The sequence below is a fragment of the Vibrio paracholerae genome, from assembly GCF_037672085.1.
Classification (GTDB): Bacteria; Pseudomonadota; Gammaproteobacteria; order Enterobacterales; family Vibrionaceae; genus Vibrio; species Vibrio cholerae.
Genome location: NZ_JBBHLM010000002.1, coordinates 359,546 through 373,750 on the forward strand (window position 1 = coordinate 359,546; position 14,205 = coordinate 373,750).

General features: G+C 49.1%; 12 protein-coding genes. 8 read left to right on the forward strand and 4 right to left on the reverse strand.

From position 1 onward, the window contains the following. Positions 1–6 precede the first annotated feature (6 nt). The 3 genes from R4537_RS06950 to R4537_RS06960 are packed head-to-tail and all read right to left on the reverse strand — an operon-like array spanning position 7 to position 3,395. Complete coding sequence (locus R4537_RS06950; protein ID WP_071179283.1) at positions 7–996, reverse strand: hydrolase; 990 nt, start codon at positions 994–996, stop codon at positions 7–9. Then, the gene (locus R4537_RS06955; RefSeq protein ID WP_001278733.1) at positions 993–1,478 is read right to left on the reverse strand and encodes a TIGR02444 family protein; all 486 of its coding nucleotides are present in this window, start codon (positions 1,476–1,478) and stop codon (positions 993–995) included. Before R4537_RS06955 ends, R4537_RS06950 begins: the two co-directional genes overlap by 4 nt. Further along, positions 1,479–3,395, reverse strand: coding sequence for an ABC transporter ATP-binding protein (locus tag R4537_RS06960; RefSeq protein ID WP_071179282.1), 1,917 nt, complete (start codon positions 3,393–3,395; stop codon positions 1,479–1,481). It abuts the gene before it with no gap. Positions 3,396–3,876: 481 nt separating this feature from the next. On the opposite strand from R4537_RS06960, the gene R4537_RS06965 reads away from it, so the two are divergent. The 5 genes from R4537_RS06965 (at position 3,877) to motX (ending at position 8,186) form a co-directional block, all read left to right on the forward strand. Continuing rightward, a complete protein-coding gene (locus tag R4537_RS06965; protein ID WP_000810610.1) occupies positions 3,877–4,077 on the forward strand; it encodes a YheV family putative zinc ribbon protein in 201 nt (66 codons plus the stop codon). A 91-nt stretch (positions 4,078–4,168) separates the two neighbouring features. Then, entirely contained in the window at positions 4,169–4,774 is a 606-nt protein-coding gene (gene slyD / locus R4537_RS06970; RefSeq protein ID WP_000687664.1) for a peptidylprolyl isomerase, read from the forward strand. A gap of 162 nt (positions 4,775–4,936) precedes the next feature. Next, positions 4,937–5,917 (forward strand): isoaspartyl peptidase/L-asparaginase family protein, encoded by a 981-nt coding sequence (locus R4537_RS06975; protein ID WP_071179281.1) that lies wholly within the window; start codon positions 4,937–4,939, stop codon positions 5,915–5,917. A gap of 127 nt (positions 5,918–6,044) precedes the next feature. Further along, a complete protein-coding gene (locus R4537_RS06980) occupies positions 6,045–7,343 on the forward strand; it encodes an adenylosuccinate synthase (RefSeq protein ID WP_000527934.1) in 1,299 nt (432 codons plus the stop codon). A gap of 207 nt (positions 7,344–7,550) precedes the next feature. Then, on the forward strand, positions 7,551–8,186 hold the full coding sequence (gene motX / locus R4537_RS06985; RefSeq protein ID WP_071179357.1) for a flagellar protein MotX: 636 nt from the start codon (positions 7,551–7,553) through the stop codon (positions 8,184–8,186). A gap of 29 nt (positions 8,187–8,215) precedes the next feature. Here motX and R4537_RS06990 read toward each other — a convergent pair whose 3' ends face one another. After that, the gene (locus R4537_RS06990; RefSeq protein WP_071179280.1) at positions 8,216–10,045 is read right to left on the reverse strand and encodes a DUF3413 domain-containing protein; all 1,830 of its coding nucleotides are present in this window, start codon (positions 10,043–10,045) and stop codon (positions 8,216–8,218) included. A 182-nt stretch (positions 10,046–10,227) separates the two neighbouring features. Between R4537_RS06990 and rnr the strand changes: the two genes are divergently transcribed. The 3 genes from rnr to rpsJ all read left to right on the forward strand — a co-directional run bounded on the left by rnr (position 10,228) and on the right by rpsJ (position 14,192). Further along, positions 10,228–12,693, forward strand: coding sequence for a ribonuclease R (gene rnr, locus R4537_RS06995; protein ID WP_001285866.1), 2,466 nt, complete (start codon positions 10,228–10,230; stop codon positions 12,691–12,693). Between the two features lie 7 nt (positions 12,694–12,700). Then, positions 12,701–13,444, forward strand: coding sequence for a 23S rRNA (guanosine(2251)-2'-O)-methyltransferase RlmB (gene rlmB, locus R4537_RS07000; protein ID WP_000064141.1), 744 nt, complete (start codon positions 12,701–12,703; stop codon positions 13,442–13,444). A 436-nt stretch (positions 13,445–13,880) separates the two neighbouring features. Continuing rightward, on the forward strand, positions 13,881–14,192 hold the full coding sequence (gene rpsJ, locus R4537_RS07005) for a 30S ribosomal protein S10 (RefSeq protein ID WP_001181007.1): 312 nt from the start codon (positions 13,881–13,883) through the stop codon (positions 14,190–14,192). Positions 14,193–14,205: the final 13 nt, after the last annotated feature.

The following is a 14,205-nucleotide window of genomic DNA, read 5'->3' on the forward strand; positions in this document are numbered from 1 at the left end:
CGTGGATTAGCTGGGCAGTAGAAAATCATCTCGCAGCGGTGCGTAATAGTCGGGTAGAGCTTGCTCTAACCAAAAATACGGTTTAAGCCATGAACCGCTCAGGAAACCCACATGGCCGCCATGCTCGAAGAGACGATAGCGGATATTGTCAGGTAGCGGAAAATTGGGGATCACCGCTTCGGTCATAAAAGGATCGTCTTTGGCGTGGATGATCTGAGTCGGGATGCGGATCTGAGTCAGCTGTTTAATCCCAGAGCACTGCTGGTAATAATCGGCAGCATCATGAAAACCGTGCAGCGGCGCGGTGATCACATCATCAAACTCGGCGAGTTTAGCGATAGAGCGGATCCGCTCAGGGCTCAGTGGCAAAGCATTTTCCAGCAGTGAGTATTTCGCGATGGCATTTTTCTTCAATGAAGAGAGCAGATAGGCGCGATACACTTTGGAAAAGCCCTGTTCGATACGTTGTGAGCAGGCGGCTAAATCGAGTGGCGCGGAAATCAAGGTGGCGGCCGTAACGATAGGATCATCCCGAAACTGCGCAAGATAGTTGGCGAGCATGTTACCGCCGAGTGAAACACCGACGGCAACGATCGGACGCTCTGGTAATTGTTTACGCAGATACTCCAGCACAAAACGCGCATCGCCCGTTTCGCCAGAGTGGTAAGCGCGTGCTAAGTGGTTGGGTTTACCACTGCAACCGCGAAAATGCATCATTACCGAGAGCCAGCCTTGCCGCGCAAAGGCGTGCATCAAGCCGTTCGCGTAAGGGCTTTTGAAGCTGCCTTCTAAGCCATGGAACAACACAAACAGCGGCTTACGCAGCGCGTTTGGTGTGCGCCAATCTTCGCTCCAAGCCAGATCGAGAAAATCTCCATCGGGCGTGAATAGCGTTTGCCATTCGGCACTAAACAGCGGCTGTTTACGCAGCAAGCGAGGCAGCAGAGTTTGTAAGTGGGGATTTTTCAGCCCCTTGGCAGCAATAAACGTGGTCATGATGTTGGATTATCGGATTCTCGGTATGGAGCTGAAAAAAGCTCGGCTAAGTATTCTGCGCCAAGCATTTTACAGTATTGCAGAGTGAGCGATAGATCTTGCGCAGGATGAAGTGTCATTCGATTGATACAATGCACCAAATCTGCTTGTTGTTGCTTTTCTAATTGCAGCTCAAACTGCAGTGCTTCGCGATAGAGAGTGTCTGGCAAATGGCTTTTCAAGCGTCGCCGCAAATCACGAAAATCGTGCAGCAGAGTTTCCGAATGACTCAAACATTCCAGCACCGTCGGCCAGTCAGTTTCCGCAAAAGTGAGCTGCTGTTCATCTAGCCATTTGAGTAACAGCAGCAGATTGACATTGCCGTGATGGCTATTTTGTAATCGTAAGCACGCCTCTTTTACCTCGCGCACACTGTAATACTGCAAACTGAATTGCCAGAGTCTTTCCAGTGTTAATCTTGGTTTGGCGTGCTCATCACTCATTTATCCGTTGAACTCCCGTTCCATCTCTTCCAAGGTTTCTTGCTCGGCCATCCATTCTAGCTCGACTTGCTCAAGCTCGGATTTGGCGGCGGCTTGTTTAGCCAACACCTCAGTCAGTGTCGCTTTATTCTGTGCTTCGTACAGTGAGGTGTCCGACAATTGTGCCTCCATCTCACTGACAACGTGGTTCAACTTATCGAGTTTCTCTTCTAACTGTGTCAGCTTTTTGCGAATTGGCGCAGTGAGCTTACGAAAATCGGCTTCACGGCGCTTTTGCTCTTTTTTCGCAGCGGCACTGTTCGTGCTATTCGCAGTATTGGTCGGTTGGGTTTCTTTACGCTCGGCTTTTTGCTGATCGGTAAGCCATTTGTAGTAGTCATTCAAGTCACCATCAAACGGGCCGACTTGGTGATCATGCACTAAATAGAGATCATCGGTGGTAGCACGCAGCAAGTAGCGATCATGGCTGACAATGACCATGGCGCCTTCATAGCTTTGTAGCGCAAGGGTTAGTGCTTGACGCATGTCCAAATCCAAATGGTTGGTGGGTTCGTCAAGCAGCAGTAAGTTGGGCTTTTGCCACACAATCAACGCCAGCACTAAACGGGCTTTTTCACCACCCGAGAAGGGGGCGACTTTTTCGAGTGCTTTCTCGCCATGGAAACCAAAGCTGCCTAAGTAGTTACGTAGCTCTAGCTCATTTTTGTCTGGCGCGATTTGCATCATGTGTTGCAGTGGCGTCTCTTCCGGATGCAGTGTTTCCAACTGATGCTGCGCAAAGTAACCAATTTTCACCCCTTGCGAGTAAGTGCAGTCACCTGATTGCGGTTTGAGCTCACCCGAGAGCAGTTTGATCAAGGTGGATTTACCTGCGCCGTTACGACCAAGCAGACCGATGCGACTGCCCGGCACCAGATTGAGGCGGATCTTCTCGAGGATGAGGTTATCGCCGTAGCCCGCTGCGACCTGATCCATCATTAGTATCGGGTTCGGCAGCGCGGCAGGTTCACGAAATTCAAAGCTGAATGGGTTATCAAACTGGGCGGGCAGCACTTTTTCCATTCGCTCCAGCGCTTTAATCCGGCTTTGGGCTTGGCGAGCTTTCGACGCTTTATAGCGGAAGCGATCAATATAGCTTTGCATGTGCGCCATCTGCTTTTGTTGCTTTTGATAGATGGCTTGTTGCTGAAGCATTTTCTGTGCGCGCTGAGTTTCAAACGACGAGTAGTTCCCCGTGTATTCATTTAGCGTCTGATTTTCAATATGTACAATGCGATTGACGATCGGGTCGAGGAAATCGCGGTCATGGGAAATCAGGAGCAGCGTGCCGGGGTAGCTTTGCAGCCAACGCTCCAGCCACATCACCGCATCCAAATCCAAGTGGTTGGTCGGTTCGTCGAGCAGCAGTAAATCTGAGCGGCAAATCAGCGCTTGCGCGAGGTTTAAACGCATCCGCCAGCCACCAGAAAATTGGGTCAGGTTCCAGCTCATCTGCTCTTGGGTAAAGCCTAAGCCATCAAGCAGTTCTGAGGCGCGAGCGCGAATGCTGTAACCTCCGACCATCTCGATCTTGCCATGCAGATCGGCCACTTTGGTGCCGTTGTCGGCCGCTTCTGCGTCCATCAATTGGCGCTCAAGTTCGCGGTATTCGCGATCGCCATCGATGACGTATTCCAATGCTGTGCGATCCAGCGCTGGGGTTTCTTGCGCAACCCAAGCCAGCTCCCAGTGCGCTGGTTTACTGAAGGAGCCCGCATCAATGGTGAGTTCATCTTTCAGCAGTGCAAAGAGAGTGGATTTGCCGCAGCCATTTTTGCCCACTAAGCCGACTTTATCGCCGGGATGAATGGTGGCTGAAGCTTGCTCAAGGAGTGGTTTGCCGCCACGCAGTAGCTGAATCTCAGAAAAGGTAATCATAAAAAATCGTTTATCGCCCGTTGAATTTTCGCTCGGAATAGTAGGTGGAATAAGGATAAATGTCGATCATTATACCTAGCCTATCCCCTTCCTACTTGAAGCTGCAGCGGTGTTGGCTACGTTCGTTCACCCCAATCACATAGTCTATCTATGCTCATGGGGACTCACTCACTTGCCGCCTACCTGCAACTCCAAGTTGTTTGGGTATAGAAGTTGCGATAATCGACTGGTTGATCCGGTTTTACATTAGTTTATGAGTATATTAATGCACATCGGAATCGCTGGTTTTTCTATGTGCATCATTGAAAACAGCTGATGTATTGACTGTTTAGAAACACCATAATGTGGAATCTGGTATGCTTTGTCGTAAGCATTTTATTGCTACCTGCAACGCCAAGTGGTTTGGTTATAACGCAGAGCATCGTATATCAGTTGTAAGACGGGTTGACATGGTAGTAGAGACTAGGAGTGATAGGATCTCGTGAAACAGAAAAAACGTTTTATCGCTGGCGCAAATTGCCCACAGTGCCAGACCGCCGATACGTTGCAATGGTGGGTCGAGAACAGCATTGAGCTGGTAGAGTGCGTCGAATGTGGGTTCCATGAACAGCGTAAACCCAAATCCGTCGAGCAGAGTCAGCATGCGAATGAGCAGATGATCGGGATTTTTAAGCCTGAGTAATTGAGTTTCTGCGTGTGATCTTCATAATATCGACACTATTCTTCTCTTGGCCTGCATTTGGCAGTCGAGAGACAACCTCCCTGGAGCAGTTATGAAAATTGAAAAAAACACGGTAGCAAGTCTTGCTTACCAATTGACTATCGAAGATGGCGTGGTAGTGGACCAGTCTACTGTTGATGCGCCGCTGGATTACCTGCACGGTCACAATAACCTGATTACAGGCCTTGAGCGTGAATTGGAAGGCAAAGTGGCTGGTGATAAATTCACTGTTACTATCGCACCAGAAGATGCATACGGCGAACACAACGAAGATCTGGTACAGCGTGTTCCTGCAGACGTGTTCCAAGGAGTGGATGAGCTTGAAGTCGGTATGCGTTTCCTAGCCGATACTGACCAAGGCCCTATCCCAGTTGAAATCACAGAAGTGGATGGTGATGAAGTGGTAGTGGATGGTAACCATATGCTGGCTGGTCAATCACTGACTTTCACCGTAGAAGTGGTTGCTGTGCGCGCAGCGACGGAAGATGAGATTGCTCACGGTCATATCCATCAAGCGGGTGGCTGTGGTCATGACCACGATCACGACCATGATCATGAAGGCGGTTGCTGCGGTGGCGAAGGCCATGGTCATGATCACCATGGTCACGGTAAGAAAGAAGGCGGCTGCTGTGGCGGCGGCGGTTGTGGTTCTCACTAATAGTGAGCCCATCTCGTTGAGTAGTACGTTATTTTCGTAGTACGACAGATTCGAAAGCGCTAACCGCGATCCGGTTGGCGCTTTTTTATTGCGAACTTTGGCACTATACGCCCATTCTAAACGCCGAAATAAAACGGTTAACCCTATTGGAGAACACAAGTCATGACACAGCCTTTTGCGATTGCCATCCATGGCGGTGCAGGCACGATTTTGCGTGAGCAGATGAGTGATGCATTGCGCAGGGACATCTTCGCGACTTTAGAGCAAGCCGTGCGAGCGGGACATCAATTACTGGTAGAAGGTGCCGATGCCTTAGATGCGGTGGTGGCAGCGGTGACAGTATTGGAAGACTCGCCACTGTTTAATGCCGGCAAAGGCTCAGTACTGACGCACAATGAAATGGTGGAGATGGATGCCTCGGTGATGCATGGCGCAGCCCGAGAGGCTGGCGCGATTGCTGGTGTGCGTCATGTTCGCAACCCAATTCAACTCGCGCGCGATGTGCTGCGTCATAGTGATCATGTGTTTTTGATTGGTGATGGGGCGGAGCAATTTGCTTTCCTGCAAGGGCATGTTTATACCGAGCAAGACTATTTTTTCACTGAGCGCCGTTATGAACAGCTGCAAAACATGAAGCAGCAAGATCGCTTTGCACTTTCAGAAGCTTCCTATCAATCCGAGTCTGCTGAACAAGAGCCGCCAAGTGAATATCCCGATGATAAGAAATTTGGCACGGTAGGCGCGGTGGCGTTGGATCAACAGGGCAATTTGGCGGCGGCGACCAGTACGGGTGGGATCACCAATAAGCGTTTTGGTCGCGTGGGCGACTCGCCAATCATCGGTGCTGGAACGCTGGCTGAAAATGGCAATGTCGCCATTTCATGCACCGGAATGGGCGAGTACTTCATCCGTTATGCGGTTGCAGGCGATATTGCGGCACGCATGCGTTATCTCAAAGAAGATGTCCATACCGCCTGTGAAACCGTGGTGCAAGGTGAACTGAAAAGCGTAGGTGGTGAAGGGGGATTAATTGCGATTGATGCGCAGGGCGATCTTCACTTTGCCATGAACAGTTCTGGCATGTATCGCGCGGGGATTGATCGCCATGGTCAATTCAGTGTGAAAATTTACGCTGACGAATAACCTTTTCTTAATAACTGAATGGATTTTCAAAGCCGTTTTATATGAATTTTTCATGCTTAAAAAATGACTGCAAGGATTCAAATTCGGTGCTAGAATCCTTTTTTAACTAGCAATCAGACTTGGAAAGATGGGTAATAACGTTGTCGTTCTTGGCACCCAATGGGGTGACGAAGGTAAAGGTAAAATCGTAGACCTTTTAACTGAAGATGCAAAATACGTGGTTCGCTACCAAGGCGGACACAACGCAGGTCACACACTAGTAATCGACGGTCAAAAAACCGTTCTCCACTTAATTCCATCCGGTATTCTTCGCAATAACGTGAAATGCATCATCGGTAACGGTGTAGTACTTTCACCAGAAGCATTGATCAAAGAAATGTCTGGTCTCGAAGAGCGTGGTGTTCCTGTTCGCGAGCGTCTTTTCATTTCTGAAGCTTGTCCTCTGATCCTGCCATACCACGTTGCTCTTGACCAAGCGCGCGAAGCCGCTCGTGGCAAGAAAGCAATCGGTACTACTGGTCGTGGTATTGGTCCTGCGTACGAAGATAAAGTAGCTCGTCGTGGTCTGCGTGTTGGCGACCTGTTCGATATGGCCTCTTTTGCTGAGAAACTGCAAGAAGTGATGGCATTCCATAACTTCCAACTTGAGCACTTCTACAAAGTAGAACCAGTAAGCTACGAAGCGGTACTGGAGCAGGCGAAGGGTTATGCAGAACTGCTGACTTCTATGGTTATCGACGTAACCAACGAACTGGATGCAGCGCGTAAGCGTGGCGACAAAATCATGTTCGAAGGCGCGCAAGGTACACTACTGGATATCGACCACGGTACTTATCCATATGTAACGTCTTCAAACACCACTGCTGGTGGTGTTGCTGCGGGCTCTGGTTTTGGTCCTCGTCACCTAGGTTACATCCTTGGTATCGCGAAAGCGTACTGCACTCGTGTTGGTGCTGGTCCGTTCCCAACTGAACTGTTTGACGAAGTGGGCGATCACTTAGGCACTAAAGGCCATGAGTTTGGTGCAACCACAGGTCGTAAGCGTCGTTGTGGTTGGTTTGATGCAGTGGCAATGCGCCGCGCGATCCAAATCAACTCAGTCACCGGCTTCTGCCTGACCAAACTGGACGTTCTAGATGGTCTGAAAGAGATCAAGATCTGTACGGGTTACCAAATGCCTGACGGTTCTATTGCTGAAGTTTCACCTATGGCCGCTGACGCATTTGAAAACGTGACGCCAATTTTCGAAACTATGCCTGGTTGGTCTGAAACGACTTTCGGTGCAAAAACTTTGGCTGAACTGCCACAGACAGCGCTGGATTACATCAAGCGTATCGAAGAGCTGACTGGCGTTCCGGTAGACATCATTTCTACTGGCCCAGACCGCAACGAAACCATCATCAAAGTTCACCCATTCAGCGCGTGATCTTGAGATAAAAAACAGTAAGCCGACTCACCGAGTCGGCTTTTTTTTGCCATACTGTTGGTGGTATTTTGTGCGCTTGTGGCAAAAAGTTGCCGCAAAACGGTAAACGGGGCTAAAGCGATTGCATTCAATGCCGATATAGAAAGCAATCCGGGTCAACGTGCAATGCGGCGCGTGGTGACTGCCGGTGTTTATAAGAGTGCGGGTATGAAGCTACGAACGGTAGCCGCTTCCTTATTGCTTGCATGGCACTCCTCTTACAATCCTGCTTATGCAGCGGATTTAGGAGAGCCAGTGCCTATCTATTCGGAAGCTGAGCTAATCAAACTGATTGAAGAAAATAAGCATCTTGAGCGCGTAAAAGGGGATAATTGCCAGATCGTGGAAGATATTGTCGCACGTGCGACACGTATCAGTCTGCCCTCTTATGAGTTTCTGTATGGCGATATGCTGGCTTGGGGCGTGTGTGTGGATCAGGATGTTGAGCTGGGTCTCTACTATATGGAGAATGCGGCGCATCAAGGTTTGCCTGCTGCTCTGGAGCAGCTTGGGCGCTACTACTCACGCGGCACCCTAGTTCAACAAGATAAAGAACGCGCGATCCCCTATCTGCGTGAAGCGGCGGCAATGGGCAATCTTAATGCGCGTATTCAGCTCGCTGAACTGTTACTGCGTGATCACGGCAGTCCGCTCGATTATGAAGATGCGTACCGCTGGCTATATAACTCGGTCACCGCCGATCAGCGTACTCACAACCGTATCGCTCTGCTGCGTCAAGGTTTAGAGCGTCGGATGCCGGAAAATATCATCGCGCGAGCCAAACGCCGAGAAACGTTCTGGTAAAGTTGCTTTACCAGAACGGACGGTTCCCTTTAGCGCAAGAATTGCCGCATCTCTTCAAGCGCTTGCATGATCTGCTGAGTCGAAATTTGACGCTCTTTCTCTGGGGCAAGCTCTGAATTGAGAGTCTCGACTCGCCCAGTGGGGTAGCTCACCAACATCTCTTTATCACTCACTAACGCATAGTTAAAGTAACTACCGATAATCGTCCATTCCCGTTGTGGGCTCTCTTGCCAAAGCGGGTAGCCTAGCGCAAATTCATTGAGTGGATTTTGTACCCCTAACACTTCTTGCATCAACATAGGCGCAATATCGAGGTGGGTGGTTTTGTGCGTTAATACGCTTCCTTCTTTGTCAGGAATGTAGATGTAAAGCGGCACATGGATCTGCGCCATGCTGTAGTTACTGCCATGCCCCCAATAATTTTGTCGATTGTCATTAAACTCTTCACCATGATCAGATGTGATGATCACTATGGTATTGCGCAGCTCATCGCGGGCTTGCAACTGCTCAAGAACTTTGCCAATCAAACTATCAGCGTAATAGAGGGCATTGCGATAGCGGTTATGGTACGGCTCGGGATCAAAATCGTTGTTGAGTTTGATGTGATCGACTCGCTCCCAATAAGGGGTGAAAGGCGGTGTCATCGAGGTTGGGAAATCAGCCGCATGCGCTGAATCGTAAAACAGAAAACCGAAGTAGGGCTTGCTACGATCCCGTTGCTCTAAAAAGTGCAAAAAATCCTCAGTAATACGTTCATCACGCTGTGGTGAGTTTTCTCCGGGCGTGACTGTACGTAGCTGGGCAATTTTGCTGAATATCGTTCGGTCAAAGGGCGGGCTATTCAGTGGTGCCGAGCCGTAAATAGCAAACTGATAGTTCAAATCCGCGAGAGTTTGCATCAGCAGTGGGCGAGTTTGGCTAGTTTGAAACTCCTCCCAGTAGGTCGCGGGCAAGCCGTAAAAGAGACTGAATAAGCCAGCTTGGGTTGAATTTCCACCACTTAAGTGATGAGTAAAGCGCGTGGCTTGTTGACCAAAGTGAGCAATGTTGGGCGTAACATCACGATTGGCATCATCAAAGCGCCAAGCATCAATCCCAATCAATAAAATGTTTGGGCGCTCTGCAGGCGGTTCAATGTGCAGAGGTCGCAGCGGATAGTTGAGAGTGCTGCTGGTTGGTGCATGAAAATCCACCTGCTGACTGCGGGCGGATTGCGCATCAACAACACCGAGCTGGTCGAAAAAGCGCTTTGCGGTCAACGGATAATAGAGCGGCCAGTGATAGCTGTAGCTTGGGATCTCACTGTCATAAGTGGCATCTTTCCAAGCGTGGATAAACTGGCTACTCAGCAATGAAAGTAACCAAACCGCCGATACCCAGCGAACTCCACGTGAATGTTGAATGCGTTGCGCCAGTTTCATGATAAGCCATTGGGCAAAGCCGACCACGAAGACAATAAAGCCTGCCATCGCAAGGGTATACCACGACACGTTGATCACTTGCTGTCCACCATGCAACAGCAAATCCCACACAAAGCCACTAAGATGGAATCGGTACTGTTGATACACTTCAATATCGACCATCAACAAAATGCTCACGGCCCAAGAGGCTACAAACACAACACCGTGCAGTAGGCGACTCGGGAGCCAAAGCAGAGCGAGTGAAACCAGCGTGATGGCAAAGGCAAATAACCCAAACCAGCCAAACTGGGTGGCCGAAAGATAAGCATACGCTATCCCATTACCGCTGCGAACCTCCATCCATTGCAAATAGGGGAGGCCCAATACAGCCAATAAAACAGCATTCAAAATAAAGTGACTAAAAAGCCACTCTATATTCTTTTTTATCATCAATAACATGTGGAATCCCCGTAGCAAATGGGATTGGTTGGACAGCAAAATTGCTGCAAATAATAACTTAAAAGTTGACCTGTGTCACATTACCTAGAATGATGAAAGAGTTCTGTGCGTTGTCATTAGTTGTTCGTAGTGACAAAGCAGTAGGATATAACTAACACCTTCCTAGATAAGCAGGTCTGCCTATGTCTGATACCACACATCTTGATCCTTTCGCTGATCGCGAAGCCGACAATTATGACAATCCAATTCCGAGTCGTGAGTACATTCTCGAATTTTTAACCCAAGCCAATGTTCCCATGAATCGCAACGATCTGTTCGAAGCCCTCAAACTAGAAGGCGAAGAGCAATATGAAGGGTTGCGTCGTCGCCTGCGGGCAATGGAACGAGATGGCCAACTGGTGTTCACGCGCCGTCAATGCTATGCCTTGCCAGAAAAACTGGAAATGGTCAAAGGCTATGTGATTGGCCACAAAGACGGCCACGGTTGGGTGCGTCCAGAAGGGAGCTTAAACAAAGAAGGCGATATTTTATTGCCCCATCACCAGATGCGTACGCTGATCCATGGTGATTTTGTCTTAGTGCAGCCGAGCGGTACCGATAAACGCGGCCGCAAAGAAGGGCGCTTAGTACGCATTCTCGAAGAGCGTAATGGCCAAATTGTCGGACGTTTCTTCTTTGAATACGGTTACTCTTATGTGGTGCCGGATGACTCACGCATTCATCATGACATTCTGATCCCCAATGATCTCCGTGCTGGCGCTCGCATGGGCAACGTGGTCGTGATTGAAATTACCGACCGTGGCACGCGTAACCGCGGCATGATGGGTAAAGTCGTTGAAGTGTTGGGTGAAAACATGGCACCGGGTATGGAAACGCAAATTGCGATTCGTACTCACCAAATTCCCCATGAATGGCCCGCAGAAGTTGAGCAGCAAGTAGCAGGATTGACTGAGGAAGTGCCTGAAGAGGCCAAGCAAGGTCGTGTCGATCTACGTGCTTTGCCATTAGTCACGATCGATGGCGAAGATGCTCGAGATTTCGATGACGCTGTCTATTGTGAAGCGAAAAAAGGCGGTGGCTGGCGTTTATGGGTCGCGATTGCCGACGTGAGCTATTACGTACGTCCCGATACCGCGCTGGATAAAGAAGCGATCAACCGCGGTAACTCGGTCTATTTCCCATCGCAAGTTGTTCCAATGCTGCCTGAAGTACTATCGAATGGCCTCTGCTCACTCAACCCGCAAGTAGACCGCTTGTGTATGGTGTGTGAAATGACTGTATCGGAAACGGGTAAGCTATCGGGCTACAAGCATTACGAAGCGGTGATGAACTCACACGCTCGCCTAACTTACACCAAAGTGCACGAAATCCTCGAAGGGGATGAAGAGCTGCGCGAGCGTTATAAAGAAGTGGTTCCTCACCTAGAAGAGTTGCACCGAATGTATCAAGTGCTGAAAAGTGCACGTGATGAACGTGGGGCAATTGAGTTTGAAACTGTCGAAACTAAATTTATCTTCAATGCCCAGCGCAAGATTGAAAGTATTGAGCCTGTCATTCGTAACGATGCACATAAGCTGATTGAAGAGTGTATGATTCTCGCTAACATTGCTTCTGCCTCTTTGGTAGAAAAAGCCAAAGAAGCAGCGTTGTACCGTGTCCATGAGCCACCAGGTGAAGAACGTCTAACAGGTTTCCGTGATTTCCTCGGTGAATTGGGGCTCGATCTCTCCGGTGGTCTTGAGCCATCACCCACCGACTACGCCAATTTAATGAAGCAAATTGGTGAACGCCCAGACAAAGAGCTGATCCAGACCATGTTGCTGCGTTCGATGAAGCAAGCCGTGTATAACGCAGATAACGCGGGTCACTTTGGCTTAGCATTGAAACGCTATGCACACTTTACTTCGCCAATCCGCCGTTATCCGGATTTGCTGCTGCATCGCGCAATTAAATATTTGATTGCTAAGCAAGAAGGGCATAACCAAGATCGTTGGACACCAACCGGCGGTTATCATTACTCCTTCGATGATATGGATTTCTACGGTCAACAGTGTTCTATGACCGAGCGTCGAGCGGATGATGCCACTCGTGAAGTCTCAGATTGGCTCAAATGTGAGTATATGCAAGATCACGTTGGTGAAGAGTTAGAAGGCGTGGTAGCTAATGTCACCAGTTTCGGCTTTTTTGTACGTTTGACTGAACTGCATATTGATGGTTTGGTGCACATTTCGACTCTGGCCAATGACTACTACCACTACGATCCGATCGGTCAGCGTCTGGTGGGGGAAAGCTTTGGCGCTATTTACCGTCTCGGCGACGCGGTGAAAGTGAAAGTGTTGGCGGTAAATCTGGATGATCGCCAAATTGACTTTGAATTAGTCGAAACAAGTCGTAAGCTACGCGGCCAAGGTAAAACGGCCAAGAAACGTGCCGATGAAGCCCGAGCTAAAGCGCAAGGTAAAAAAGAAGCGGCCACCAAAGGTGCCCGTGGCAAATCACCAACGAAATCAGAGGTGAAACCACAGGTAGAAGCGACGCGCCGTCCAGACAGTGAAGGCCGCAGCAAACCGAAAAAGACCAAAGCGCCGAAAAAACGCAAAGACCAAGCTCGTAAGAAAAGCGGCAAAGCACGAGATAAAACCCAATAGGTAACACATGAGTAATGAATTGATTTATGGCATCCACGCTGTGAACGCGGTATTACAACGCGATCCTGCGCGTTTTGTTGAAGCGTATGTGCTTAAAGGTCGTCAGGATGATCGCCTGCTGCCTGTGCTCAACGAGTTGATGCGTTTGGGCGTCTCAATTCAAGAGATGAGCCGCAAAGCGCTGGATGACAAAGCGGAAGGCGCAAACCATCAAGGATTGATTGCCCGTGTTAAACCTGCTCGTCAACTCAATGAAAATGACCTTGACGATATCCTTGCTCAGCATGAACAACCCCTGTTGTTAGTGCTGGATGGGGTGACGGATCCCCATAACTTGGGGGCTTGTCTGCGCAATGCTGATGCGGCAGGCGTGGCGGCAGTGATTGTGCCTAAAGACAAATCAGCACCACTGACCGCGACCGTCAGTAAAGTTGCGTGTGGCGCGGCGGAAACTGTACCACTCGTGCGCGTTACTAACTTGGCGCGTACCATGCGCGCACTGCAAGAAAAAGGTGTCTGGTTTGTAGGGACAGCAGGCGAAGCGACTCACGACATCTACCAAAGCAAACTGACTGGGCCGCTGGCGATTGTAATGGGCGCAGAAGGTGATGGCATGCGTCGCTTAACGCGTGAAACCTGTGATGATTTGATTAAGATCCCGATGGCAGGCAGCGTATCAAGTCTAAACGTGTCTGTAGCTTGTGGGGTTTGCCTATTTGAAGCAGTACGTCAGCGTATGGCGAATCAATAAGTCCAATTAACTCATAGTATCGAACGGGCACCTAACAGTGCCCGTTTTTTCTTGATAGCAGTTTTTCTTGATAATAAATGCTATGCCCGCTAGCCACCTTGCCGATAGCATTGAGCCGATTTAATTTCGTTTATTTTTCAAACATACCTTGCAACTGAAACTGTGATCGGTATAATGCTCGGCACTGGTTTAGCCAGTTGTGAACCAATGAGCAGTGAGGAGCGAGCTTATCATTATTGATAAGCAAGGTAATGTATACTCAGCTTATGTTCGCAGTTAATACGACTAGCTTATAAATCAAGTTATTCACATTAGCTGACAATGTGCCCAATTGTGGCACTACGGTTTCACATAAATCAATCGGCATTCTCTCGTCCTGACGAGTTTGAGTGGCGATATTGTTTGTGTAATTTTATTAGAATTGGAGCTCTGTCTCATGCAGAACCAACGTATCCGTATCCGCCTAAAAGCTTTCGATTACAAACTGATCGATGCTTCTACTGCGGAAATCGTAGAAACAGCTAAGCGTACCGGCGCACAGGTTCGTGGTCCAATCCCACTGCCTACTCGTAAAGAGCGTTTCACTGTTCTGATCTCTCCACACGTAAACAAAGATGCACGTGACCAGTACGAAATCCGTACTCACAAGCGTCTGATCGACATCGTAGAACCAACTGACAAGACTGTAGATGCTCTGATGCGTCTTGATCTTGCTGCTGGTGTTGATGTTCAAATCAGCCTAGGTTAAGGGAGATTAGAAG

Excerpts from the sequence above, each read along its gene's own strand:
- R4537_RS06950 (WP_071179283.1), bottom strand. The coding sequence starts at position 996 with ATGACCACGTTTATTGCTGCCAAGGGGCTGAAAAATCCCCACTTACAA.
- R4537_RS06955 (WP_001278733.1), bottom strand. The coding sequence starts at position 1,478 with ATGAGTGATGAGCACGCCAAACCAAGATTAACACTGGAAAGACTCTGG.
- R4537_RS06960 (WP_071179282.1), bottom strand. The coding sequence starts at position 3,395 with ATGATTACCTTTTCTGAGATTCAGCTACTGCGTGGCGGCAAACCACTC.
- slyD (WP_000687664.1), top strand. The coding sequence starts at position 4,169 with ATGAAAATTGAAAAAAACACGGTAGCAAGTCTTGCTTACCAATTGACT.
- R4537_RS06975 (WP_071179281.1), top strand. The coding sequence starts at position 4,937 with ATGACACAGCCTTTTGCGATTGCCATCCATGGCGGTGCAGGCACGATT.
- R4537_RS06980 (WP_000527934.1), top strand. The coding sequence starts at position 6,045 with ATGGGTAATAACGTTGTCGTTCTTGGCACCCAATGGGGTGACGAAGGT.
- motX (WP_071179357.1), top strand. The coding sequence starts at position 7,551 with ATGAAGCTACGAACGGTAGCCGCTTCCTTATTGCTTGCATGGCACTCC.
- R4537_RS06990 (WP_071179280.1), bottom strand. The coding sequence starts at position 10,045 with ATGTTATTGATGATAAAAAAGAATATAGAGTGGCTTTTTAGTCACTTT.
- rnr (WP_001285866.1), top strand. The coding sequence starts at position 10,228 with ATGTCTGATACCACACATCTTGATCCTTTCGCTGATCGCGAAGCCGAC.
- rlmB (WP_000064141.1), top strand. The coding sequence starts at position 12,701 with ATGAGTAATGAATTGATTTATGGCATCCACGCTGTGAACGCGGTATTA.
- rpsJ (WP_001181007.1), top strand. The coding sequence starts at position 13,881 with ATGCAGAACCAACGTATCCGTATCCGCCTAAAAGCTTTCGATTACAAA.